The organism is Microbulbifer mixtoriginis (SeqCode) (assembly GCF_052466865.1).
In genome coordinates, this window is record NZ_CP174293.1 from 610658 (window position 1) to 635421 (window position 24764).

At 53.7% G+C, this 24764-nt stretch carries 25 protein-coding genes; 14 read left to right on the forward strand and 11 right to left on the reverse strand.

Annotation, left to right across the window (positions count from 1 at the left end):
* Positions 1 to 28: 28 nt before the first annotated feature.
* On the forward strand, positions 29 to 1120 hold the full coding sequence (locus tag ACJJJA_RS02690) for a winged helix-turn-helix domain-containing protein (protein WP_444903679.1): 1092 nt from the start codon (positions 29 to 31) through the stop codon (positions 1118 to 1120).
* On the opposite strand, the gene ACJJJA_RS02695 is transcribed toward ACJJJA_RS02690, so the two are convergent.
* The 6 genes from ACJJJA_RS02695 to ACJJJA_RS02720 form a co-directional block, all read right to left on the reverse strand.
* Positions 1110 to 1814 carry a DUF6515 family protein gene (locus ACJJJA_RS02695; RefSeq protein WP_444903680.1) on the reverse strand — a complete coding sequence of 235 codons (705 nt, stop codon included), beginning with the start codon at positions 1812 to 1814 and terminating at the stop codon, positions 1110 to 1112. The two genes, ACJJJA_RS02690 and ACJJJA_RS02695, sit on opposite strands and share 11 nt — an antisense overlap.
* 109 nt (positions 1815 to 1923) lie before the next feature.
* Complete coding sequence (speB, locus tag ACJJJA_RS02700; protein ID WP_444903681.1) at positions 1924 to 2796, reverse strand: agmatinase; 873 nt, start codon at positions 2794 to 2796, stop codon at positions 1924 to 1926.
* Between the two features lie 61 nt (positions 2797 to 2857).
* Positions 2858 to 4051 carry a carboxynorspermidine decarboxylase gene (nspC, locus tag ACJJJA_RS02705; RefSeq protein ID WP_444899240.1) on the reverse strand — a complete coding sequence of 398 codons (1194 nt, stop codon included), beginning with the start codon at positions 4049 to 4051 and terminating at the stop codon, positions 2858 to 2860.
* Positions 4052 to 4123: 72 nt separating this feature from the next.
* Positions 4124 to 5317, reverse strand: a complete 1194-nt coding sequence (locus ACJJJA_RS02710) for a saccharopine dehydrogenase family protein (RefSeq protein ID WP_444883553.1) — start codon at positions 5315 to 5317, stop codon at positions 4124 to 4126.
* Between the two features lie 70 nt (positions 5318 to 5387).
* On the reverse strand, positions 5388 to 7310 hold the full coding sequence (gene speA, locus ACJJJA_RS02715; protein WP_444885946.1) for a biosynthetic arginine decarboxylase: 1923 nt from the start codon (positions 7308 to 7310) through the stop codon (positions 5388 to 5390).
* A 232-nt stretch (positions 7311 to 7542) separates the two neighbouring features.
* Positions 7543 to 8229 (reverse strand): DUF6515 family protein, encoded by a 687-nt coding sequence (locus tag ACJJJA_RS02720; RefSeq protein ID WP_444883554.1) that lies wholly within the window; start codon positions 8227 to 8229, stop codon positions 7543 to 7545.
* Positions 8230 to 8533: 304 nt separating this feature from the next.
* Between ACJJJA_RS02720 and panC the strand changes: the two genes are divergently transcribed.
* Together panC and panD are read left to right on the forward strand one after the other, a co-directional pair.
* Positions 8534 to 9382: a pantoate--beta-alanine ligase gene (gene panC / locus ACJJJA_RS02725; RefSeq protein WP_444905280.1), complete on the forward strand. Its 849-nt coding sequence runs from the start codon at positions 8534 to 8536 to the stop codon at positions 9380 to 9382.
* Positions 9383 to 9395: 13 nt separating this feature from the next.
* A complete protein-coding gene (gene panD, locus ACJJJA_RS02730) occupies positions 9396 to 9782 on the forward strand; it encodes an aspartate 1-decarboxylase (RefSeq protein ID WP_444903682.1) in 387 nt (128 codons plus the stop codon).
* A 44-nt stretch (positions 9783 to 9826) separates the two neighbouring features.
* On the opposite strand, the gene ACJJJA_RS02735 is transcribed toward panD, so the two are convergent.
* On the reverse strand, positions 9827 to 10744 hold the full coding sequence (locus ACJJJA_RS02735; protein WP_444903683.1) for a polysaccharide deacetylase family protein: 918 nt from the start codon (positions 10742 to 10744) through the stop codon (positions 9827 to 9829).
* Positions 10745 to 10916: 172 nt separating this feature from the next.
* Here ACJJJA_RS02735 and ACJJJA_RS02740 point away from each other — a divergent pair, with 172 nt between their 5' ends.
* The 11 genes from ACJJJA_RS02740 to ACJJJA_RS02790 all read left to right on the forward strand — a co-directional run bounded on the left by ACJJJA_RS02740 (position 10917) and on the right by ACJJJA_RS02790 (position 20605).
* Positions 10917 to 11411: a 2-thiouracil desulfurase family protein gene (locus tag ACJJJA_RS02740; protein ID WP_444903684.1), complete on the forward strand. Its 495-nt coding sequence runs from the start codon at positions 10917 to 10919 to the stop codon at positions 11409 to 11411.
* 45 nt (positions 11412 to 11456) lie between these two features.
* Entirely contained in the window at positions 11457 to 11822 is a 366-nt protein-coding gene (locus ACJJJA_RS02745; RefSeq protein WP_252084261.1) for a cupin domain-containing protein, read from the forward strand.
* A gap of 260 nt (positions 11823 to 12082) precedes the next feature.
* Positions 12083 to 14020 carry an acetate--CoA ligase gene (gene acs / locus ACJJJA_RS02750; protein WP_444905281.1) on the forward strand — a complete coding sequence of 646 codons (1938 nt, stop codon included), beginning with the start codon at positions 12083 to 12085 and terminating at the stop codon, positions 14018 to 14020.
* 143 nt (positions 14021 to 14163) lie between these two features.
* Positions 14164 to 14580 carry a RipA family octameric membrane protein gene (locus ACJJJA_RS02755; RefSeq protein WP_444903685.1) on the forward strand — a complete coding sequence of 139 codons (417 nt, stop codon included), beginning with the start codon at positions 14164 to 14166 and terminating at the stop codon, positions 14578 to 14580.
* Between the two features lie 193 nt (positions 14581 to 14773).
* On the forward strand, positions 14774 to 15151 hold the full coding sequence (locus tag ACJJJA_RS02760; RefSeq protein ID WP_444887842.1) for a VOC family protein: 378 nt from the start codon (positions 14774 to 14776) through the stop codon (positions 15149 to 15151).
* Positions 15152 to 15190: 39 nt separating this feature from the next.
* Positions 15191 to 15589 carry a DUF6632 domain-containing protein gene (locus ACJJJA_RS02765; protein ID WP_444903686.1) on the forward strand — a complete coding sequence of 133 codons (399 nt, stop codon included), beginning with the start codon at positions 15191 to 15193 and terminating at the stop codon, positions 15587 to 15589.
* 134 nt (positions 15590 to 15723) lie between these two features.
* Positions 15724 to 17223, forward strand: coding sequence for a catalase (locus ACJJJA_RS02770; protein WP_444903687.1), 1500 nt, complete (start codon positions 15724 to 15726; stop codon positions 17221 to 17223).
* Between the two features lie 55 nt (positions 17224 to 17278).
* Positions 17279 to 17761, forward strand: a complete 483-nt coding sequence (locus ACJJJA_RS02775; RefSeq protein WP_444883560.1) for an ankyrin repeat domain-containing protein — start codon at positions 17279 to 17281, stop codon at positions 17759 to 17761.
* Between the two features lie 160 nt (positions 17762 to 17921).
* Entirely contained in the window at positions 17922 to 18908 is a 987-nt protein-coding gene (locus tag ACJJJA_RS02780) for an SrkA family protein kinase (RefSeq protein WP_444887844.1), read from the forward strand.
* A gap of 1 nt (position 18909) precedes the next feature.
* The gene (cysE, locus tag ACJJJA_RS02785) at positions 18910 to 19737 is read left to right on the forward strand and encodes a serine O-acetyltransferase (RefSeq protein ID WP_444887845.1); all 828 of its coding nucleotides are present in this window, start codon (positions 18910 to 18912) and stop codon (positions 19735 to 19737) included.
* A gap of 73 nt (positions 19738 to 19810) precedes the next feature.
* The gene (locus ACJJJA_RS02790) at positions 19811 to 20605 is read left to right on the forward strand and encodes a GNAT family N-acetyltransferase (protein WP_444887846.1); all 795 of its coding nucleotides are present in this window, start codon (positions 19811 to 19813) and stop codon (positions 20603 to 20605) included.
* Positions 20606 to 20646: 41 nt separating this feature from the next.
* On the opposite strand, the gene epmA is transcribed toward ACJJJA_RS02790, so the two are convergent.
* From epmA to ACJJJA_RS02810, 4 genes are all read right to left on the reverse strand, one after another.
* Positions 20647 to 21600 (reverse strand): EF-P lysine aminoacylase EpmA, encoded by a 954-nt coding sequence (gene epmA, locus ACJJJA_RS02795; RefSeq protein ID WP_444887847.1) that lies wholly within the window; start codon positions 21598 to 21600, stop codon positions 20647 to 20649.
* A 52-nt stretch (positions 21601 to 21652) separates the two neighbouring features.
* Positions 21653 to 22225: an elongation factor P gene (gene efp, locus ACJJJA_RS02800; protein WP_252084272.1), complete on the reverse strand. Its 573-nt coding sequence runs from the start codon at positions 22223 to 22225 to the stop codon at positions 21653 to 21655.
* A gap of 333 nt (positions 22226 to 22558) precedes the next feature.
* Positions 22559 to 23353, reverse strand: coding sequence for an aldolase (locus tag ACJJJA_RS02805; RefSeq protein WP_444883565.1), 795 nt, complete (start codon positions 23351 to 23353; stop codon positions 22559 to 22561).
* 173 nt (positions 23354 to 23526) lie between these two features.
* Entirely contained in the window at positions 23527 to 24237 is a 711-nt protein-coding gene (locus ACJJJA_RS02810; RefSeq protein WP_444883566.1) for an iron-containing redox enzyme family protein, read from the reverse strand.
* Positions 24238 to 24764: the final 527 nt, after the last annotated feature.

A 24764-nucleotide genomic window follows, 5' to 3' on the forward strand; every position in this document is an offset into this window, starting at 1 on the left:
GCTCAGCAAATACAAGGAGGGTGACACCATGCTGTCAGAGCAACAGGTCCGCGCACTGGTGCTGGAGCGTCAGTTTATCCACAGTCCCTGGAAGGAGGGGCTCCCCGCCTTAATAGCCCATCTCGGCGCGCTGCAACTGGATGCCATCCAGCGCATTACCCGTGCGCACCACCACCAGCTGTACAACCGTCTGCCCGGTTACCGTGAGCCAGACTTAGCCGAAGCAGAACAGCGCCGCGAAATTTTTGAATACTGGTCCCACGCCGCCGCCTATATGTCGATGGAACACTACCCCTATGCTCGGGTGCGTATGGATCGTATCCGCGCTGGGCAGCGCCACTGGTATGAGAAGAATGCCAAACTGTGCCGCTATGTGCTGGATCGGGTAGGCGCTGAGGGACCATTGCGGGCCAGTGATTTCGTACGCACCAAAAGCGGTTGGTGGGAGTGGTCCGATGAAAAGAAAGCGCTGGAGCAGCTATTTCACGAGGGTGAGCTGATGGTCAGCCACCGAGTGGGTTTTCAAAAGGTCTTTGATCTCCCCGAGCGGGTATTGCCGGCAAATACGTCGATCAGCGCCGCTACCGAACTGGAATACGGCAGTCACCTGGTACGCACTTTTCTCGGTTGCCAGGGCATTGGCCGCCCTGAGGAAGTCGCCTATCTACGTCGTGAAGACAAGCCCCTGATTCAACGGGCCATCGAAAATATGCTTGCCACTGGTGAGCTGACTTCTCATGGCAAAGAGTTGATGCTGACAGAGCAGCTGGAGCAGAGTCCGGCGCGGCCAGCGCGCAAGATGCGGCTGTTATCGCCTTTCGATCCACTGATACTACAGCGCAAGCGCCTGAGCCGGCTATTTGAACTTGAATACCAGTTGGAGTGCTATGTCCCTGCAGCCAAGCGCCGCTATGGCTACTTCTGTCTGCCGATTTTATACGGCGATCGTTTTGTGGGGTTGGTGGACTTGAAGGCCGATCGGGATGCGGGAGCACTGCGTATCGAGACTCTGCACTGGTTGGAAAAGCCCGGTGTCTCGCTGGAGGCGAGCTTTCACCGGGCCTTGGGTCAGTTCGCCCGCTTTCACGGGCTGGAAAGTGCGGCGGCGCTTACAGCTTGACCACCACATAGACTTCCTGGCCATCGCGTTGGGTCGGCATGAAGTAGTTGCCGCCATAGCGGTAGTACTGGATACCATTGATCACTTCAGCCGCGTAGCCTTTGGGCAGCGTCTCTAAGACCTGACCGGGCTGGAAACCTTCTGGGCCAGGATCTGGTGTTGCGGGGACTGTCGCCGGTGCCGTGGTTGGAGCTTGTGCAGGCGCCGGAGTTGCAGCGACTGGTGCTGGAACCGTAACCACTGGTGCCGGAGCTGGAACGACCGCTACCGGTGCTGGGGGCGCTACTACCACATAAGTGCGGGTAGCCGGTACCCACTGGTAATAGGCATCGGCATACTGGTAGTAAGTGACACCGCCCACTTGTACCGGCACGGCTCGGCTTGGCAGTGTTACCACTGAAGCGCCCAGCGGCGCATTCACGACGACGTAACCCCTTGGGCCATGACGGTAGAAGTGTCCGCCGTGGTAGTAATAGGGACGCCCGCCAACGGCAACCCGTACATGATTGGTGGGTAGTATCGGGGCGACAAAGCCAATGGAAATGCGGCTGCCGCCATGGTAGTGACCGTGGCGATGATGATGGCGGTGCTCCCCCCAGCGATCGTAGCCACGGGCGTCTGCAGATGGACTAAAGGCAAAAGCCGCCAGTGCAATGAAGGCACTGGCGCCAAGAACGATATTCAGCTTATTCACGGTCTCTCCAGCGAAGTGATTACTCACATCGACATACTAACCCTTAATCTGACAGCAATGACAGGTTAATTGGTTAAGAATTGTCAAAGTGCTGGAAAGCGAGGCTGCCTCAGCGGTTGCGCTGAATAATCCCCATCAGTTTGTACATCAGCTGGGCAGCGGCGAAATCATAGGCGTGGAAGCCGTCAATCGGCGCGAATTCCAGTACGTCAAAACCGATAATCTGGCGTTGACGCGCCACGGATTCGAACAGGTTGAGGGTCTGGTACCAGCCCAGACCGCCGGGTACTGGAGTGCCGGTAGAGGGAAACACCGAAGGGTCCATGCCATCCACATCCAGAGTAAAGAAGACTTTCTTGGGGAAGTTTTCCGGCAGCTGGAATTCCTGCACGTTGTTGGGCACTAGCTGATGGGCGTCCAGATAGCCGACGTTGTAATCCTTGCGCGCTTGCATCTCTTCTTCGCAGTAGGCGCGAATCCCCAGCTGGAACAGGGGCACACCGGCCTCTACCACCAGGCGCATCACACTGGCGTGACTGTGCTTGTGGCCTTCATAGCGGTCGCGCAGGTCGGCATGGGCGTCGATCTGAACCACACCGAAGTCGGTTTCACCGGCATCCAGCAGGCCTTTGATAATGCCCCAGGTCACCGAGTGTTCGCCGCCGATGCCCACGGGCATCTTACTCAGTGCCAGCACCTCTTTGGTGGCTGCGGCGATATTGTCCATTACCTGCTCTGCAGCGTCGGAGACCGAGACAGGCGGGCGGGTGTAGATACCTAGCTCGCAGGGTGAGGAGAAGTTGTCGAAAGTTTCCAGCTGCCAGGAGGCCTCGAGGATGGAGGCCGGGCCCTTGCCAGTGCCGCCACCGTAGGAAACAGTCTCCTCATAGGGGATGGGGATGATATGAAAGAAGGCGTCCTCGGGCTTGGGTTGCTCAATTTCGGAGCCCAGGAAGATCGGGTAATCGTTTTCTGGCTGCATCTACGTATCCTCTGGCGGCGGGGATTGTACTGCCCGCCGCATCACTATCTTGTTGGGGCTATCAGGAGAGGCGCTCTTTGAAGTCGTCGTAACCGAAGCTCTTGATGATTTTCAGGTCGTCGGTCTCTGAGTTCCACAGGGCGATGGAGGGCAGGGGGATGCCATTGAAGGTGTTGGTTTTCACCATGGTGTAGTAGGCCATCTCCTCGAATACCAAGCGCTCCCCTACCTTGAGGGGGTTGTGGAAGCTGTATTCGCCAATGCTGTCCCCGGCCAGACAGCTCTGCCCGCCCAGGCGGTAGGTGTGGGGCAGCTCGCCGGGGCGAGCGGCACCGGTGATTCCCGGGCGGTAGGGCATTTCCAGAACATCCGGCATATGGCAGGTGGCGGAGGCGTCGAGTATGGCCTGGTTCTGACCATTCCAGGCGGTATCCACCACTTCTGTCACCAGGATACCAGCGAACAGGGAAATGGCCTCACCGGGCTCCAGGTAAACCTGCACATCATATTTTTCAGAAAAATTGCGCACGGCGGCAATCAGCTCGTCGACCTGGTAATCGCGGCGGGTGATATGGTGGCCACCGCCAAAATTGATCCACTCCATCTGCGGGATTAGGTCGCCAAATTTCTCTTCCACGGCAGCGATGGTGCGCTCCAGCGGTTTAAAGTCCTGTTCGCACAAGGTGTGGAAGTGCAGGCCGCTAATGCCCTCCAGCGACTCATCGTCAAACAGTGAACGCACGATACCGAGCCGTGAGCAGGGCGCACAGGGGTCGTAGAGGTCGGTGTGGCCTTCGGAGTGCTCTGGGTTAATACGCAGGCCAAAGCGCAGTTCCGGGCGCTGCTTCTGCATATCCAGGCACAGTTCCCGGTAGCGTTTCCACTGGGAAAAGGAGTTGAAGATCACGTGGTGGGCGAACTGCAGAATTTCGCGTAGTTCATCTTCTTTATAGCCGGCACTGAAAACATGGACTTCCTTGCCCTGGTCGCGCCCGCCGTACTCTTCAAAGCCGAGTTTCGCCTCAAACAGGCCACTGGCACAGGTGCCCGACAGGTATTCAGCAACAATTGGACCGGTGCTGAACATGGAGAACGCTTTCAATGCGGCCAATACTTTGGCGCCACTGCGTTTCTGCACATCGGCCAGTAGTGCCAGGTTGTCGCGCAAGGCGATTTCATCGACCACGAAACAGGGAGAGGGTACACGGTAGGGGTCAAAGTGTCCGAAGTAGTCTAGGCGGGGAGTGAGATCCATAGGGAGCTTCTTTATCCTGCTGCGCGGGATGGGCGCCTGGGCCCATCCCGAAGGGTATGGAAAAGTGCGGAATTACTGGAAGGGCTTATCCAGCCAGGTTTCCTGCCAGGGCAGGCCGTACTTGTTCAGGTCGTCCATAAAGGGGTCCGGGTCCATCTGCTCCATGTTCCACACGCCGGGCTTCATCCACTTACCTTCCAGCATCATCTTGGCGCCGATCATTGCCGGTACTCCAGTGGTGTAGGAGATGGCCTGGGACTGTACCTCTTTGTAGCAATCCTGGTGATCGCAGGTGTTGTAGACGTAGTAGATCTTCTCTTCGCCGTCTTTGCTGCCGCGGATAATGTTGCCGATGCAGGTCTTGCCTTTGGTCAGCGGGCCCAGGCTGGCGGGGTCTGGCAGCATCGCCTTGAGGAACTGAATGGGCACAATTTCCTGGCCTTGGAATTGCACCGGTTCGATGCCGGTCATACCGACGTTTTGCAGTACTTCGAGATGCTTCAGGTAGCTTTCACCAAAAGTCATCCAGAAGCGCGCGCGCTCGATTTCCGGGAAGTGCTTGGACAGGGATTCCAGCTCTTCGTGGTACAGCAGGTAGATGTCTTTGTCGCCGATGCCTTCGGGGAAATTGAAGACACGCTTCTCTTCCATCGGCTTGGTGGTTATCCACTGGCCATTTTCCCAATAGCGGCCGTTGGCGGTAATCTCGCGGATATTGATTTCCGGGTTGAAGTTGGTGGCGAAAGGCAGGCCGTGGTCGCCGGCGTTGCAGTCGAGAATATCCAAGGTGTGGATACGATCGAAGTGATGCTTCTTGGCGTAGGCGGTAAATACGCTGGTCACACCGGGGTCAAAACCGCTGCCCAGCAGGGCCATCAGACCGGCTTTCTCGAACTTCTCCTGGTAGGCCCACTGCCACTTGTACTCGAACTTGGCCTCTTCCGGCGGCTCGTAATTGGCGGTGTCCAGGTAGTGCACGCCGGTTTCCAGGCAGGCATCCATGATGTGCAGGTCCTGGTAGGGCAGGGCCACATTGATGATCATGTCCGGCTTCACTTTTTCGATCAGCTTGACCAGTTCGGGTACGTTATCCGCATCGACTTCGGCGGTATCAATTTTCCGTGGCAACATCTCCGCGATCTTGTCGCACTTGCTCTTGGTGCGACTGGCGAGGGTGATGTTTTCAAATACTTCAGGAACTTGTGCGCACTTGTGCGCAACTACCTGGCCGACGCCGCCGGCGCCGATGATCAGTACGTTGGCCATAAAGATCTCCTTAGTCTGCGACGTTGGCCGCCGCTATCTTCTTAAAGGCTTACCGCCTTATTTTTTAAACTTACTTTTCGAAGTAGGTGTAACCGCTCATGCTGGCGGTATAGGTATGCAGAATCTGCTTGCGCTGGGCTGCGGTGATCAACCCCTGTTTCACAGCGCGCTCCGCCAGGCGGCGGAAACGCTCGAACAGTTCTTTGGGTTGATATTCTACGTAACTCAGCACGTCGGAAATACTGTCGCCGTGAATCTCATGGCTGAAGTCGATACTGCCGTCCTCCTGGATACGCACACTCACCACGTTGGTATCGCCAAACAGGTTGTGCAAATCGCCCAGAGTTTCCTGGTAGGCCCCCACCAGGAAGGTGCCGAGGATATAGTCCTCGCCGTCTTTCAGTTCGTGCAGGGGCAGGGTTTTCTGCTCCTTCTCGCGACCGATAAAGCGGTCGATCTTACCGTCGCAGTCGCAAGTGATGTCGGCGATGATACCCGAGCGGGTCGGCGCCTCATCCAGGCGATGGATCGGCAGTAGCGGGAATACCTGGTCGATGGCCCACATATCCGGGATCGACTGGAAGACGCTCACATTGGCGTAGTAGATATCCGACAGCACCTCTGGCAGGGCCTGCAGGTCAGCGGGTATTACTTCGGCTTCGTCGAGGAGTGCGCGAATCTCCTGGGCACCCTGCAGGAACAGGTTCTCCGCATTGGCGCGCTCGCGCAGGCTCACCTGGCCGTGCAGGTACAGGGAGCGCACTTCGTCGCGATAATAAAGGGCGTCGTTGTAGCTCTCCTGCAGGTTTTTGGGGGTGATACTACTCACCGCATCCTGCAGATTGAGCAACATCTGGTGGTCGCCATCGCTGATCTTGGTGTGCTCCAGTTCCACCGGTTCGAAGCGGGTGGTGTCGAGCACATCGAACAAAAGCACGGAGGAGTAGGCCACGGTAGCGCGGCCGGACTCGGTGATAATCACCGGGTGGGCAACCCCTTCACTGTCGAGAGTCCCCATAATGGCTTCCACGACATCCACGCAATACTCGTCGAGGGAATAGTTCTTGGAGTGGGTGTAGTTGGTCTTGGTGCCGTCGTAGTCCACCGCCAAGCCACCGCCCAAGTCCAGATAGCCCATGGGAGCGCCTTCTTCCACCAGATCGGCGTAATAGCGGCAAGCTTCCAACACTCCGGTGCGAATATCGCGAATATTCGGTACCTGCGAGCCCAGGTGGTAGTGCAGCAGCTTGAGGCAGTCGAGCATATTGTGGCTGCGCAGCTGGTCGACCATGGCAATCAGGTCGTTACTGCCCAGGCCGAAAATGCTGCGGTCGCCACTGGTGGCGTTCCAGTAGCCGCCCACCTTGGAGGCGAGTTTCACCCGTGCGCCGATATTGGGGCGCACCTGCTCGCGCTCTGCGCAGCGGATGATGGTTTCCACTTCCGAGGGCGTTTCTACCACGAAGAAAATCTGTACACCCAGACGCTGCGCCTGCAGGCCGAGGTTGATAAATTCCTCGTCCTTGTAGCCGTTACAGATGATCAGAGATTCGGTGTTGTCCAAAATGGACAGTGCAGCGATCAGCTCCGCCTTGCTGCCAGCCTCCAGGCCGTGGTTAAAACGGCGGCCGGCGCTGGCGATCTCCTCGATCACCTGGCATTGCTGGTTGACTTTGATCGGGAAGACCCCACGAAAAACATTGCCGTAGCCGCAATCTTCGATGGCGCGGGCAAAGGATTCATTAATGCGGGCGATCTGTGCATCGAGCAGGTTTTCAATGCGCAGTAGTAAGGGCATGCCCAGGCCGCGCTCGGTGGCGCCGCGGGCGATCTCCATCAGAGAGACACTTTGGGATTCCCCGTTGGGACCCTCGACCAGGACCGAAACTTCACCGTCTTCATTTAAATCAAAATAGCCGGCGCCCCAGTTGCGGATGCCGTAAAGTTCGGCAGAATCGTCGCAGGTCCAGTTTTTTACTTGTTGCTGTTTCATGGCGCCTTTCCGTTGATCTGTGGCGGGCGCGAATCTTGGGCCCAGCAGTGCTGGAAAGCAATAACTATAGATAAAAAAACGTTGATTTTTTTCCCTGTAAAAAACTAAATATTTATTCGGTTTTTTTCTGGCTTCAGCGCGCTTTACGATGAGGAATTGTTGTGGAAATTTAGCCGCGAAATAAAAAAGCGGTCCGAAGACCGCTGAAGCTTGGGGGGATGGAATAGGGCGGTTAAAACAGTCCGGGATTGGGCACAACGCGGTAGCCGCGTCGTCGGTCATCCCAGCGGTAATAGGTGTCGTAGGCTACGTAGTAGTTGTAACCACCGACAACCACTGTCAGGGCCGAGGCCGGTAAGCTATGCACGATGGCGCCGTGGGGCGGGCGGGTTACCACATAGCCGTGAGAAGCCGGGCGGTAGAAAATACCTTCGCTATAGTAGAAGCCGGTGGCGCCGATGCTGATACTGACAAAATTTTGCGGTAGGTGGCGCCAGCTGTAGCCGTAGCCGTAATGTGCTGGGCGCCAGCGAGGACGATGCCCATGGTGGCCACGGCGATAATGGGGTCTGTGCACCGCGCGGTGCTCGTGCCGGTGGCCTGTGCGGTGGCCGCGGCTATAGCCATCGGAGTAACCATCTTTGTATGCGTGGCGGACTTCTCGGCGATGTCTGCGCTCCTCTCTACGCTCTCTGCGTGCTTCCTTGCGCTGTCTGCGCTCTTCTCTACGATGTTCTCTCTCGTGCTTGCGATTATGATGTCTGTCGCGTTCCATGTGACGCTGCTCGCGATGGGCTCTTCCCTGTCCGTGGTGATCCTGGTCCATTGCCCGCTGGTGTCCCCTATGTACTTCGGATATGGCAGGGGTTGCCAGGAGCAATAGGCCCGCGGCGGCGATGGCAGTAGTGAGGTGTCTCATGGCAGCGCTCCCGAGCACGGATGGCTCTTTGATGTCGTTTAAAGTCGTTTGTGGATCTTGGCGGGCAGTTTGCCCTGGCGGGTATGAACACTTCCTGAACTCTGCTCGATAATCTGAGGCGGGGGAGGTGTGGTGGGATAATTTGTAAGTGACTTGGAATCCGGCTGATATGACCTAGACAGTAGTCTGTGAGCTATCAGAGATGTCGTGGGAAAAACCTGGGGATAGCGGCACTTTTGCTAAGTTGAGACGCCTCGTCTCAGCGAGTATGATGCCGCGCTGATACATAGTGAGCGGTAGAGAGATGCAAGTCTTCCACCACGTAGCCAGCCTGCGCGAGGCGCTGGCCCAAGCCCGAGCAGACGGCAAGACCGTGGGCTTCGTGCCCACCATGGGCAATCTGCATGACGCCCATATCGAGCTGGTCAAGTTGGCCCAGCAGCACTGCGACCTAGTAGTGGTATCGATCTTCGTCAACCGCCTGCAGTTTGGCCTGAATGAGGATTGGGACAAATATCCGCGCACTATGGAGCGGGATATGGCCCGGTTGCGCGAAGCCGAGTGCGATTTCCTGTTCCACCCGGATGAGAACGAGATTTATCCCAACGGTATGGACCAGCAGACCCGCGTGGTTTGCCCGGCCATGACCGATGTGCTTTGTGGCGCGAGTCGCCCCGGTCACTTTGAAGGGGTGACGACGGTAGTCTCCAAGCTGTTTAATATTGTGCAGCCGGACAAGGCCGTATTTGGCATCAAGGACTTCCAGCAATTGGCGGTGATTCGTCGTATGGCCGAGGACCTGTGTATTCCGGTGGAAATCATTGCTGCGCCGGTACACCGCGAGAGCGACGGTCTGGCTCTGAGCTCGCGCAATGGCTATATCACTGCCGATGAGCGCCCCAAAGTGGCGGTGCTCAACCAGTCGCTGAATTGGGTTAAAGATGAAATCGTGGGTGGGCGCCGGGACTTTGCCGACCTGGAAAAAGAGGCGCGCCAGCGTATCGAAGACACTGGCTTCCGCGTCGACTATTTCTCCATCTGTTACAGCAAGGACTTACAGCCGGCAGCTGATGACGATAAACAAATTACGATTCTGGGGGCGATGTATACCAGTGCCGCGCGCCTGATCGACAACGTATCCCTGGAACTCTGAGGGGCATCCAACCATGCAAATTGAAATGTTGAAGTGCAAACTGCATATGGCCGCGGTGACCCAGGCCGAACTCTGGTATGACGGCTCCTGCGCAATTGATGAAGATCTGGTAGAGCTGGCCGGTCTGCGCGAATTCGAAAAAATCGATATTTACAACGTGAGCAACGGTGAGCGCTTTCACACCTATGTGATTCTGGCCGAGCGCGGCTCCGGTATTATCTCCATGAATGGTGCCGCTGCCCGCCGTGTACAAGTTGGCGATCGTATTATTATCGCTTCCTATGCCCAGATGACAGAGGCAGAGGCCGATAGCCACAAGCCCAAGCTGGTCTATCTGGATGAAAGCAACAAGGTAGAGCGCAGCACTAATACCATTCCGGTTCAGCTCGTTGAAGCCTGATTCTCTCCGTTACAGGGCTTTGTGCCCTGTAGCATCCCTGCCATTTAGTGATCAGACATCAATAACACTTCCTGATTGAACCTCTTTTCCAGGTAGGACTCATCCAGGGTGTAATGCCAGAGATTTTTCTTTTGCCCTTTAGCAAGGGCGATTTCGCCGATTCTGCCAGGATTGTATTTAATCGGTTGGTCGAGTTGGTATTTGGCGATGGGATCTTGATAGGCCTCCTGCAAAGAAATTATTTCCCAGCCTTCCCGCTGCAGGCGACGAGCTAAATCGCCAATAAACAACGCCGTAATGTCCATTTCGTGTAACAGTAGGACGTGCTTGGGTGAACGCCCAAGATATTTGCTCGCCATATCTTCGTAGTAATTAATACTCGCCATAAGAACGTCGACATAAAACTTTGAGAGTCTCTCCATATCAACCGGTTTCCCGACTTTCACTGCCGCTTGAAAAAGCTCTTCGATATACCAGTCGTAATTATTTAAGGTGATATAGGCATTTTGGTAATTATTTTTCTGTAATAGATTTCGCATGCCATCCCGTTTTTCGATAGTTTCTCCCTCGCGCAGGTAGGGAAAGCGGAAATAGGGTTTAAAATTGTCAAATTGTTGCAGTATATGATGGGCTTGTAAAAAATCCGACTGATAGACGGATAGCTCTGTCTCAAGAAAGTTGGGATGGCTATGGGTGTGATTGCCAATAGTATGCCCAGCCTTGTTGTATGTGCCTATTCTCTCTAGCCCTTCCTGATTCAGTGACTGCGTGGTGGCAAAGAAGGCTACTTGTCCAATTTTGTGCTTTTCCAGGTTCTCAATTAGTGTTTTTGCTCGAGTTGGTCCGTCAAAGTAGCCATCGGCTTTGCGGGGGGCATCGTCAAGCGTAATCGCCAATTGTTTGGCATTAGCTACAGGGATTGTTAACAGGCTGATAGTCAAAATCAGTATAGAGCGCAGCATGATTTATTTCTCTAATGGATTTGTTTGGGGGCGTTCGCTTAACCTGGATTTATTTGTCTTACTTTTCCGACTTTCTGTCTTAATTTACTTGCTGGGCAACCTTTATGCTCGTGTAATCTAAGTGACCTTTAAGCATTATTTTCTATTGTGTCCATTTTGACCGAAGGTGTATATGACCAAAATACTAGTGAGTTCTTGTCTCCTGGGGTGTGCCGTGCGTTATAACGGTAGTGATGTTGAGGTCCATAACAGCGATTTTGATTGGCTTATAGAAACCCAGGATGTCGTTCCTCTGTGTCCGGAAGTTGCAGCCGGATTGCCTATACCCAGGGCTCCGGCAGAGATTTTCGGCGGTAGTGGTGCTGAGGTTTTAGCGGGCACGGCCAGAGTTATAGGAATTGATCATAAGGATCTGACAGATCAATTTATATGGGGAGCCGACGTAGCCCTGCGCTTGTGTCGAAATCAGGATATCAAGTTTGCGGTGCTTACAGAAAACAGCCCATCCTGTGGTTCGAATTTTATTTACGATGGCAGTTTTTCAGGAGTGAAGAAAAAAGGAATTGGAATAGTGGCTGCCCGTCTAAGTGAATCGGGGGTGTTGGTTTTTAGTCAGCATACTGTTGGAAGCCTCAGAGACTTAGTTGAGACCTCACGTTCGATATAGTTTTAATTAATAAGTGCTTTCTTGCTTAGGAGGAAAGGATTAGAAATGCGCTATAAAGTCATTAATTTTAGAGAAAAGCTAGCAAAGTTCTCGGACCATTGGTCTCCTAAGGTCATCGCGGAGATGAATGATTACCAGTTCAAGCTGGTAAAGATACAAGGAGAGTTTACCTGGCATGATCATCCCGATACGGATGAGGTTTTTATCGTTGTCTCAGGACAAATGGAAATTGAGTTTCGCGATAATACTATCTGTTTGGGTCCTGGGGAGATGGCTGTGGTGCCCAAAGGCGTGGAGCACAAGCCAAGGGCTGAACAGGAGTGCGAGATTTTACTGGTTGAGCCCAGAGGCGTTGTGAATACTGGTGATGCCGGAGGTGAACTGACCGCGGATAATAATATCTGGATTTAATATCCGGTAAATTGCCCAGGGCTTAATCGATAATTTTCTGTTGTTAGTCAACCTTCTGGCCCCTTGTTGTTTTAGCCGTCCCCAGTGGGTGAGGAATGGACGAATTATCTTGTACCGTGTGAATGTTTCCTACTTTTCAGCTCTGCCAGCGGTGGGGGGATTGTTTCACCCAGGCAATGCTATAAAGTGAGCCGAATAAGACCCAATAAATTCAGATTTCTCTATGCCAAAGTGCCAGGCTAATAATAAGGGAGAAGATGATGTCAGATGTGCATACCCGCCCCATACCTGCAAAGTTTGCTGCCAATGCTCTGATTGGCGCTGAAGACTACGAAAAAATGTATCGACAATCGGTGCAAGATCCAGAGGCATTCTGGGCTCAGCAGGCCAAGGATTTTCTGCAGTGGGAAAAATCTTTTACCCAGGTGCTGGAGGAGGATATGCACCGAGGGCATACGGCTTGGTTTGCCGATGGTCAACTCAATGTCACGGTGAATTGCATCGACAGACACTTAGCTAGCCGCAGTGAGCAAACCGCCATTTTGTGGGAGGGAGACGACCCGGCGGATAGTGTGGCGATTACCTATCGCACTCTGTATGACAATGTGTGCCGCCTGGCGAACTTGTTGAAATCTCGTGGAGTGAAGAAAGGGGATCGGGTTTGCATTTATATGCCCATGATTCCCGAGGCGGCCTATGCCATGCTCGCCTGTGCCCGTATTGGTGCGGTGCATTCGGTGGTGTTTGGCGGTTTCTCGCCGGTTTCGCTAAGGGATCGCATACTCGACTCTGATTGTCGCTTGGTGATTACCGCCGATGAAGCGATTCGAGGGGGTAAGCATATTCCCCTCAAGGCTAATGTAGATCAGGCCCTGTCTGAGTGCCCCAGCGTACATACGGCCATTGTGGTAAAGCATATCGGCGCCCCAGTGGACTGGGATAGTAAACGGGATATCTGGTATGCGGATGCCATCGCAGAAATGGATGGCGACTGTGCACCAGAAGTCGTCAGCGCTGAAGATCCGCTGTTCATCCTCTATACCTCCGGTTCCACCGGCAAACCAAAAGGGGTGCTACATACCACCGCTGGTTATTTGCTGATGGCCAGCATGACTTTCAAATATGTATTTGATTACCGGGAGGGTGAGGTTTTCTGGTGCACCGCGGATGTCGGTTGGATTACCGGACACAGCTATATCGTTTACGGTCCCCTGGCTGCAGGAGCCACCACGTTAATGTTTGAAGGCGTGCCCACCTATCCGGATGCCTCACGTTTTTGGCAGGTTGTAGATAAACATCAGGTCAACAGCTTTTACACTGCGCCTACAGCGATCCGTGCACTAATGGGAGCGGGGGATGCATTTGTCACCAGTACAGAACGCAGCTCCCTGCGACTATTGGGGACAGTGGGTGAGCCAATTAATCCAGAGGCCTGGGAGTGGTATTACAAGGTGGTCGGTGATGAGCGCTGTCCTATTGTGGATACCTGGTGGCAGACGGAAACCGGCGCTCATATGATCACACCGCTACCCGGTGCTATGGCGCTTAAACCGGGTTCCGCCACAAAGCCTTTCTTTGGTGTGCAGCCGGTGTTGTTGGATGGGGACGGCAAAGAAATCGAAGGTGCGGGAGAAGGCGCTCTGGCGATTAAAAAAAGCTGGCCCTCAATGATTCGCGGAGTATATGGCGATCGTCAACGTATGATCGATACCTACTTTTCCACTTATCCCGGTTATTACTTTACTGGCGATGGTGCGCGCAGGGATGTGGATGGTTACTACTGGATCACTGGGCGTATCGACGATGTGTTGAATGTTTCCGGCCACCGCCTAGGCACCGCTGAGATCGAGAGTGCCCTGGTGTTGCACCCGGACACCGCAGAGGCCGCGGTGGTAGGTTATCCGCATGATATTAAGGGGCAGGGTATCTATGCGTTTGTTACTCTGAAATCAGGGCGGGAACCCAGTGAAGCCTTGCGGCAGGCGTTAATTGAGCTCTGCTCCACGGAGATAGGGCCTATTGCCAAGCCGGATGTTATTCAATGGGCGCCGGGCCTGCCTAAAACCCGCTCGGGAAAAATTATGCGGCGTATTCTGCGTAAGATAGCCTGTAATGAGTTGGATAACCTTGGAGATACCTCCACCCTGGCGGACCCTGCAGTAGTTGACGATCTACTGGCACATCGCGAAAATCGCTGACCTGAATTTAGCGCAAGTACTATTCCCTGGCGGCGCGGCTGTTGGGGACTGTAGAAAAGCCGGGCATCGCCCGGCTTTTTTGCTCTTATCAGTGCCATCGCGCGGTGGTTCAAGGCCAGTAAATTGACTCAAGGAGAAAGAGTTTGGAGCAGGTAAAGTACCTTTGTGAGCACTATCGCTTTGCAGCTGACCAGCGCCTCAAGGTTTTTAATTTTTTTGTTTTACTGACCATGTTTGTGGAGGGTGGGATTTTTACTGCGGTGGAGAAAAATTTTCACCCGCTTATATTGGCCCTGCTCGGTGGTTTTGTGATGATCCTGGTAACGGTATTTTGGTTGATGGATGTACGCAGCCGCGAGCTACTTAGGTTAGCGGTACCCGCCCTGCAAAATCTCGAGCAACAGTATCCCGAAGAGGCCAGAATTTTTTCCAATGACGCTATCCGCCGTGGGGAAATTGCGCGTTACACCTTTGCCTATCGAGTACTTTTGGTCGGCCAGCTTATCTTTGGATTTGGTGTGGCAGCATATGGGTTGTATCACTGGTATATCACTCCTTAACCCGACCCCTCAAATTTTGGCATGGCAACTTGGCGACAGAATTTGCTGGGTTGTCATCAGCCTCGACACTGTAATGGTTCTTTTCACGCAGTAAAGCCCGTCACGATTCCATTCCAAGCAAGGTCTAACTCCCTTCCCTGGACTATCTTGCAGATTGGCGGTGAAGCCAGCCTAAGAAAGGGAAAGTAAATCCATGTTGGATCACATCAGAATACCGGTCGAAGATTTTACTCGCTCCCGTGAATTTTATCGCCAGGCCCTGGCGTGTTTGGGGTATGAACTGGTGATGGAGTTTGATAATTCAGCTGGTTTTGGTTGGGCGGATAAGCCGGAATTTTGGATTCGCGGCGAGGAAGTCAGCAGCTCTCAGCTTCATATTGCCTTTCGGGCCGAGGAACGTGAGGTGGTGCGTGATTTCTATCGAGCCGCATTGGCAGCGGGTGGTACCGATAATGGTGTACCGGATATCTATGAAGAGTATCACCCGGATTACTACGCAGCCTATGTATTAGACCCGGATGGCAACAATCTTGAGGTGGTTTGTCATTTGCCCGGCGATTTGCAGGAATAATTCAGGTAGTTGCTTATCTAATAAATTAGAGACTCTGTTATGGATGATGCAGTCCGCGCCAAGTACCTACCTATTGCACTGGTAGTTGTAGGTCTGATCTTTATATTTGCTATTTATCCGATGATGATGTGGGTTTGGCCATCTGGGTGGGGGTGGACCCCACGGCAGCCGGAATATGAGCAGATGATTATGGGAATCTATGCAACTTTGGGTGTTTTTCTAATTCGCGCGGCAAAAGATCCCGCAGCCAATGCCAGCCTAATTTGGTTTACCGTTTGGTCCAGCCTGGTGCATGCTACGATTATGCTGTTTCAGGCACTGTACGATCGCACTGAGCGAGCGAATTTGTTGGGAGATATTCCTGCGCTTTTTTTTGTGGCAATTGTGCTTTGGTATCTGATGCCAAAGCGTCACTTTAAAAAAAGTGATAAAACTTGAGGGGGAATTTTATAGTCAGTGCAGCTTATTAATCCCAACTATAAGAACGATAATAAGGTCTAATTTCCCACTAAATATACTCGCTTATAAGCTCTGTCCCTGTAATAGAAACAATTTTAGGGACGGACTTGCCGATGAAATATCTTCCTTTATTTGCATTAACTATCGGCCTGATAGGCGGTGCCAATGCTGAGACATTAACTCGCGATAATGGCGCACCGATAGGTGACAATCAGAACTCACAAACTGCGGGAGAAAATGGTGGGAATTTGCTGCAGGATGTGCACCTGATCCAGAAATTACAGCGCTTTGCCCGCGAGCGTATTCCAGAGCGGGTTGTACATGCGCGCGGCACAGGAGTACACGGTGAATTTGTCGCTACAAAGGATATTGGTGACCTGACCCGAGCGGTGGTATTTGAGCCCGGTAGCAAGACACCAGTTTTCGTGCGCTTCTCAACCGTAATTCATTCCAAAGGCTCGCCGGAAACTCTGCGCGATCCCCGTGGCTTCGCCACCAAGTTTTATACCGATGAGGGCAACTGGGATCTCGTAGGCAATAATCTGCCGGTATTTTTTATTCGCGATGCGATTAAATTTCCGGATATGGTGCATTCCCTGAAACCCTCTCCGGTAACTAATCAGCAGGATCCGAATCGCTTTTTCGATTTCTTTAGCCATGTACCAGAAGCCACCCATATGCTCAGCTGGGTTTATTCTGACTACGGCACCCCGGCAAACTTGCGTCAAATGGATGGTTGGGGTGTGCACGCCTATAAACTTATCAATGATAAGGGCGAAGTACATTATGTGAAATTCCACTGGAAAACCCGCCAGGGTATTAAAAACCTAAGTGCGGAGGAAGCGGCGGAAATCCAGTCGAAAGATTTCAGTCATGCGACGCGAGATATGTACGCGGCCATTGAGAAAGGCGAATACCCCCAGTGGGATTTGTATATCAAGGTACTGAAACCTTCTCAGCTTGATGGCTTTAATTACAACCCACTCGACGCGACTAAAATGTGGCTGGATGTGGAGGAAACCAAAGTCGGCACCATGACGCTCAACCGTGTGCCCACTAATTTTTTCCAGGAAACTGAGCAAGCCGCATTTGCGCCAGCCAATATTGTGCCCGGCATTGAACCGTCTGAAGACCGTCTGCTGCAGGGCCGTGTTTTCTCCTACTCCGATACTCAAATGTATCGCTTGGGAGCGAATCATCAGCAGCTGCCGATCAATCGTCCCCGCGCAGTAGTGAATAACTGGAACCAAGATGGAGCCGCAAATTACGGGCAGCAGACTTCCGATGTGAACTATCAGCCGAGCCGTATTGATGCCCGCAGCGAAGATTCCAAAGGCCTGTACAGCAATAAGCTGCTCACTGGCAGTACCCAGCAAAAGGCGATTGAGAAGAAACTGCCATTTGCCCAGGCCGGTGTTTTCTATCGCAGCTTGAGTTTGAAAGAGCGTCAGAACCTGATCGAAAACCTAGCTGGTGATCTGGGTAAGGTGCGCGATGACAACACCAAACACATTATGCTGAGCTATTTCTACCACGCCGATAAAGACTATGGCCAGCGCCTGACCAAAGCGGTTGGTGGCAACCTGAGCCGAGTGAAAAAACTGGCCCAGTAATATTGACCCATTGGTGGGCGGCAGTTGCCGCCCACCAAAATGTTTAGGTGAACTCATGAGATCAATTCTATTTGCAATCGTCTTTCTCGCCCAGGGGCTAACTCTAATGGCTCAGGCAGTGGAGCCGGAAAAAAATGACTCTGACTTTACCGAACTCTCCCAGTATTTTTTTGCCGCTGCCAGGATTGGTGATACCGAGGTGCTGCGTGAATTCTCGCAAGCCGGATTTCCCCTAAATACCCGCAATTCAAAAGGCTATACGGCACTGATGATTGCCACCTATAACGGCCGCAGGGAAGCTGTGGATTATTTGTTGCAAAGGGGTGCGGACGCCTGTGCACAGGATCGTCGCGGCAATACCGCGTTGATGGCGGCAATTTTTCGTGGTGAGTTTGCCTTGGCAAGAACCTTGTTAAAGCAGGACTGTGATTCGCAACAGGTCAATAGGGCCGGCCATTCGGCAGAGGATTTTGCCGAGGTCTTTGGTCGTGACCAAATGGTTCAGCTATTGCAGCAACAGCGGTCAAGTGGCGGTTAGTCACTGCAATTCAGAGAGTGGTTCTGGTTAGTGCTATTGCACGCCACTTCCCCTTCTGCAGCCTCTTTGGGTGTCGCTAAAGCTGCGGGGCTATTCTGTGTTTGTCCCCGCCCCCGCGAGCGCGTTAGCATAGCCAACCGATATTCAGTTGGTACCCGCTATGACCCAGAGCCACCATCCCTATGAAGCCCTTACGCCGGACGTGGTGATTGACTGTGTCGAGAGCACCGGGCTGATTTCCGATGCGCGCATTTTTCCCTTAAACAGTTATGAAAACCGGGTCTACCAAGTGGGCATTGAGGGCGCGGAGCCATTGATCGCCAAATTTTACCGCCCCGGCCGCTGGAGTGATGAGCAGATTCAGGAAGAGCATCGTTTCACTCTGGAATTGGCCGAAGCGGAGATTCCGGTGGTGGCGCCGATGCAGTTTGATGGGCATACCCTGCTGGAGTCGGCAGGCTTTCGCTTTGCCTTGTTTCCCCGCCGCGGGGGGCGCCAGCTGGAGCTGGATAATTTCGATCATCTGGAGCAGGTGGGCACTATGCTCGGGCGTATCCACGCAGTGGGTGGCGCTAAGCCCTTTATTCATCGCCCGACTCTGACTCTAAAGCACTTTGCCGTTGATAGCCGCGAATTTATCCTGGGCGGTGATTTTTTACCGCGGGAAAACCGTGAGGCCTACGCCTCGGTAACCGGGCATATTATTGAACAGGTCGCCCCGTTGTTTGAGCGCGATTGGGACTTACTGCGTCTGCACGGTGACTGTCACAGTGGTAACTTCCTGTGGCGCGATGAGACGCCCTGGTTTGTGGATCTGGATGACTGCCTGATGGGCCCGGCCATCCAGGATATCTGGATGCTGATCTCTGGCAATCGCGCCGAGCAAACCGCCTACCTTGATGCGGTACTCGAAGGTTATGAAACCTTCTATAGTTTTGATCCCCAGCAGTTGCAGCTGGTGGAACCATTGCGCTGTTTGCGCCAGATGCACCACGCTGCCTGGCTGGCGCGCCGCTGGCAGGATCCGGCTTTTCCCCAGGCATTTCCCTGGTTTAACACGCCTCGTTATTGGGCGGAACATATACTGGCACTGCGCGAGCAGCAATCGGCACTACTGGAGCCACCTCTGACACTGGGAGCGGTTTGATATGGAAGAGTCCACTGTGAATGCCTCATGCACCGAGACAAATTCGGATTTACTATGGGAGCGAATTCGCATCGAAGTGGCACAGCAGGTCGAACGCGAACCGATCCTGGCCAGTTTTCTGCACGCCACTATTCTCAATCACAGCTCCCTGGAGGCGGCCCTCAGTTTTCACCTGGCCAACAAGTTGGACAATGCCGTGGCGCCGGCATTGCTGATCCGCGAGGTGATCGATGAAGCCCTGGCGGCCGACCCGGAAATAGGTCGTGCGGCGCGCGCGGATCTGAATGCCACTTATCTACGGGATTCCGCCTGCAATTCCATGCACGAGCCCTTCCTCTACTTCAAAGGGTTTCACGCCCTGCAGGTGCACCGGGTGGCGCATTGGTTGTGGCGGCAGCAGCGCCGTTCGTTGGCCATGTTTTTACAGCACCGGGTCTCGGTGGTGTTCAGTGTGGATATTCACCCCGCGGCAAAAGTGGGGGAGGGTATCCTGCTGGACCACGCTACCGGTATTGTGATTGGTGAGACTGCGGTAGTGGAGGACAATGTTTCCATCATGCAGTCGGTAACCCTGGGGGGGACCGGTAAGGAGAGTGGCGACCGCCACCCCAAGATTCGCTGTGGGGTTTTGATTGGCGCCGGCAGCAAGGTACTGGGCAATATTGAAGTGGGCGAATGCGCCCAGGTGGCCTCTGGCAGTGTGGTCTTAAAGCCGGTACCGGCAAAAACCCTGGTGGCCGGTGTGCCGGCCAAAGTGGTGGGGCCGGCGACTTGTGCCCAGCCGGCAATGTCTATGGATCAGTGTGCGCTTTCGCAAGTGGAAAAGTAGTGATCGCAACCCCGCCTTGTGCGGGGTTTTTCGTTCTTTAGGGAGTTGGATAAACGGAACTATCCTTGTACCCATGAAATACAGTCTCAGCGCCAAAAACCTTGTCTGCCGCAATCTAGAGGCTCACGCCAGTTATTGCGCGGCTTTGCTCAATCCCAATCACACCAAAGAGATCACCGGTATTGTGCGCAGTGATACTGGTCTTTTATCGGGCCGCCTCAACCAGGCGGTTTCCAATACAGTGATGCAGCCACGCATACTGCAGCGCTTCGCGCTGGACTATTTTGCCGAGCGCCACAGCGCATTTACCTTGTGGCACAGCGCCTCCAAGCCGCTCGATGACGAGGCTCTGGCGCAGCTGGGATTACAGCGCAAGCAATCGCAGGTGGCGATGGCCGCAGAGATTGAACGCCTGGCAGTGCAGGGGGCCGCACAGAAAGTGGATGGGTTGGTGTTGTCCCCGGTAAAAAAAGAGGCTCTGCCCGAATATGCAGAAGTACAGGCGGCGGAGTGCGGCAGTGCCCTGGAAGCCGCGGAGCTAAAAAAATTTTACACGGCACTGGCGGAGATTCCCGAACAGCGCCGAGCGCGGCTCAGGTTCTTTTTGGCACGGTTGCAGGATACTCCGGTGGCGGCGGGCTGCCTGTTTGCCTCCGCTGATGCTCTGGGACTCTACGATCTGGTGACTCTGCAAGACTACCGAGGGCAGGGGATTGGTCGGGCTCTGTTTCACTATCTGCTGGAGCAGGCTCAGAGCAGTCATCACCGCAGTCTAGTGGCGCTGGTACCTGCGGAACGTCAGCAGTTGCCATTGGATTGCGGCTTTTTTGCTGTGGGCGAGGTGGCGCGCTATGTTTACACGCCTTGAGGGGGCTGATCAGTTTGTTGTTCTATAGAGTCTAACGAGGGTCAAGCGCGTTCAATAGGAAAGGCGATCACTTCTTCGATGGTTTTGTAACCACCGGCCAACATCAATAAACGATCCACACCAAGTGCCACACCGGCACACTCCGGCATCCCCGCCCGCAATGCCTCCACTAATCGCTCCTCATAGGGATAGAGATTGAGGCCGTGCTTTTGGCGATAGGCATGGTCCACTTGGAAACGGCGCAGCTGTTCCGCACTATCGGTCAATTCCCAATAACCGTTGGCTAGCTCCAGTCCGCCCACATAGGCTTCGAAGCGCCTTGCCACTGGGGTGCCACCTTCGTCGGGAAGCACCTTGGCAAGCGCCGCTTGGTCTGCGGGGAAGTCGTACAGCAGCGTAATACCCTCACCCATGGTGGGCTCCAGGCGATGGCTCATCAGCAAGTCCAGACATTCGCTGCGATCAGCGGGGCTGAAGGCCAGGTCCATCTCCTGCTCGACACAGCGGTGTAAGTCACTATCGCTGGCGTTATGGGGGTCCAGCTGTAATTCGCGCTGGAACAACTCCCGATAGCTGAGTAACTGCACTTGTTGGATTTCTAGTACTTCGCTTAGTAGATCGGCCACTTCGTCCATCAGGCGTCGATCATCCCAGCCGCAGCGATACCATTCCAACATGGTGAATTCCGGGTTGTGGCGGCTGCCTGCTTCACCTTGGCGAAACGCCTTGCCCAGGTAGTAGCAGTCGCCGAAACCGGCGGCCAGCAAGCGCTTCAGCCCAAACTCTGGGCTGGTGGCTAGGTAGGCGTTGTCACCACCGCATTGGGTGGGAATGGAATCGATATGTGGGTCGCTGGTAGCGCGGCGTGAAAGCACTGGCACTTCGGTTTCCAGCACCTTGCGGACAGTAAAAAATTGGCGAATTTCAGCCAGTAACGCGGCGCGATGGCGCAGGGCTTCAATGGTGGCGCTAGGACGCCAGAGGTTAGAGGTCATGGGATTGGCTCAGGCGGCGGACGGCCGGTGGCCGCCCGCGAGAGGTGGGAAATTAATCTTCTTTGGCGCGGCCCAGGTATTCACCGGTGCGGGTATCTACTTTGATGGTCTCGCCGATTTCCAGGAACAACGGCACTTTAACCACAGCGCCGGTAGCCAGGGTAGCCGGCTTGGTGCCGCCCTGGGCGGTATCGCCGCGCAGGCCGGGATCGGTGTCAGTGATTTCCAGAATGACGTGGTTGGGCGGAGTGACTGCCAGCGGAGAACCGTTGTACAGGGTTACAGTGCAGATATCCTGCTCTTTCAGCCATTTGGATGCGTCGCCCACTGCGTCGGTGCTGGCCTGGTGCTGTTCGAAGGTTTCGGGCTCCATAAAGTGGAAGAACTCTCCATCGTTGTAGAGGTATTCCATCTCGCGGTCCATAACATCTGCGCCTTCCAAGCTTTCGCCGGAGCGGAAGGTGCGCTCCCAAACTCGGCCGGTTTTCAGGTTGCGCAGTTTAACGCGGTTGAATGCCTGGCCCTTGCCAGGTTTGACGAACTCGTTTTCTACAATCGAGCAGGGATCGCCGTCGAGCATTACCTTGAGGCCGCCCTTGAATTCGTTGGTAGAGTAATTAGCCATAGCAATTAGAGCCCTTATAAGTCATGTATCTCTATGATTTTTAACGAGTTTTCCCCTCACAAAAGCCCGGCCGCGGCCCGCTCCAGCCCTGGGAATCCCGTGCGCTCCCGCCAAAAATGGTAGCTGCAGGCGACTCGTTAGGCCGCGGCGCAGAGACTTTACCTGCGGCCCTGAAATGTTGGGGCGAGATTATACAGGAGGGCGGCGGCTTGAACGACTCCGTGCGGCGATTTGAAGAGTTGTTATGGCCGCTTGTACAGATCTTGGCTGGAGCTGCTTGCGAGCCCGCAGGTGTTGGGCCCGCGGACTGAAAAAAGTAGCGGTGGCTGTGTATTAGCCAAGCGGATTATCGCTGCTTTTGTCGATATCTCGCAGCAGGCGTCTGGCATAGTAAGCGAAGGTAGCCTGACTGCGTTTTTCCTGCAGGATCCAGTCGTGGGCTTCGCGGCCGAGTTCCGGTTTTATATCCTGAATGGTGCCAGAGGACTCCGCCAGCATTTGCAACTGGGCGGCGCGCTCGCACTGGAGGGCCATGGAGCAGGCTTCCTCGACGGAGCGACAGGCAATGATCAGGCCGTGATGGGCGAGCAGAATAGCGCGCTTGTCACCGATCGCTTCAGCAATCAACTCGCCCTCGCTGTTGCCCACCGGCACGCCTGGCCACTCCTTGAGGAAGGCGATGTCGTCGTACAGCATGCAGGCGTCCATGTGGGAAATTTTCAGTGGGCGCTCCAGCATGGACAGTGCAGAGATATGAATTGGATGGCTGTGCACTATGCACTTAACATCCGGACGTGCACGGTAAATCCAAGTATGGAAGCGGTTGGCAGGGTTGGCCATGCCGTCGCCGGAAAGGACTTCGAGATCTTCGTTCACTTCCAGCAAATTGGACGCGGTAATTTCATCAAAGCCCAGGCCCAGGCGCTGGGTGTAATAATTTCCTGGTGTTTCTGCTCGGGCAGTGATCTGTCCGGCCAGACCGGAGTCGTGTCCGTGGGCAAAAAGAATACGGCAGGTGAGCGCAAGTTTTTCACGCAGAGTCCAATCGGGCACGCCTAGATGCTGCTTCATGGATTCGCTGGCGCGCTCAATCAGCTCGCTTTTATTCATTGATAGTGTTTCAGCCATTTTTAACTCCAATATTTACGGCACAGAATGTTCACCGGTCGCCGTGCGCGGTGGAACTCTGGGAAAGTGCCGTTCAATCTTTTTAATTTTTTATAGCAAGCACAGTGGTTTCACTGTGGTAAATACATCCCTGTATTGTGCCCAGCCACAATAAATGGCCGGGCAAACACGGTTTAGGCGGGGATCGCTTGGGGCTGACTCTGGTTCGAGGTGCGGTAGGCAGTTTCGATAGAATCGAAGAACTGTTGGCGGGCCTGCACCAGACGGCGTCCCGCATCGAGCATGACATCAAGCTGGGAGGCATCTTTACTGCCGATATCGACCATAATATCGCGGATGGTTTCAGCATGGCCGTCGTCGCATTCGATATGCAGCAGAAAGAAAGTTAACTGTTCGTCTGCCACGCCGCGGGCGCGGAAGCCGGCTACGATATCGCTATAAAGGTCCGGTACCAGTGCCTCTGCGCCCAGGCATAGTGCGCCCAGTCCCGAGCTGGCACGCAGGTCGCGGCAGTGTTGGAACATAGTGTCGATCAGGTGCTGGGTGCCCGGCAGAATTTCTGCATTTTCCAAGCTCAGACCAAAATGCTCGAGAGTCTCGCGGTAAATCTCAGCGTGGGGCTTGGGGCTGTCGGGTTCCAAACCCAGTTCTTCCATCAGGTTTTCAGCCAGCTCATGTACTTCTTGATTACTGGGGAGGTTGGCCATCATCGCACACAGGTAACGCACGAAGTAGCTGCTGTAAATTCCCTGTTGGACCAGGAAAATTTTCAGCTCTTCCATGGTTATAGAGCCATCGCGGCAGCGCTTGAGGAATGGGTGAGCACGAGTTTGCTCAATCAGTAAATCTTTATTTGCCTCAAGTAACTCAAGCTGCATTTCCATCGAATTATTCCTTTATGTAATTCCATTTTTATTGGACGAGGAAGATGTCCGGTTTATTTTTTTATTGAAATTCGAGTGCACTGAATTCAAGAAAGACAAGGTTGTTATCGCTTTGTCTTTGGTTAAATTAACACCGTATTAACCCTGTTGTGAATGGGGGAATTGTGAAGATTTTCCTAAGGAAATTTGTATGAGTAGTAATATTTTTATGCTGGTAGTTATTTTTTTGTTAGTAACAACTTTTATTGATTCGGAGTGATTTTTTACCTTGGTGGTAGTGAAGTCGTTACTTCGCTTGCAGCGCAGGCTGTGCGCCTATGTTGAAAGGGCGATATTGAGATTTTCTAATCTAAAGATCAGTGTGGCGTTTATTTTTTTGTCGATTTTTTTTCGTTGTTTATGTGACAAAGTTGAATAATTGTGAGAAAAAAAATATTTGGCACAGGCTTGGTTTACACTCCTTGTTACTGAAATTCAGAGTGTGGGCCTGACTGAACCCGATATTAATTGGCTTTAAAGCCATTGTG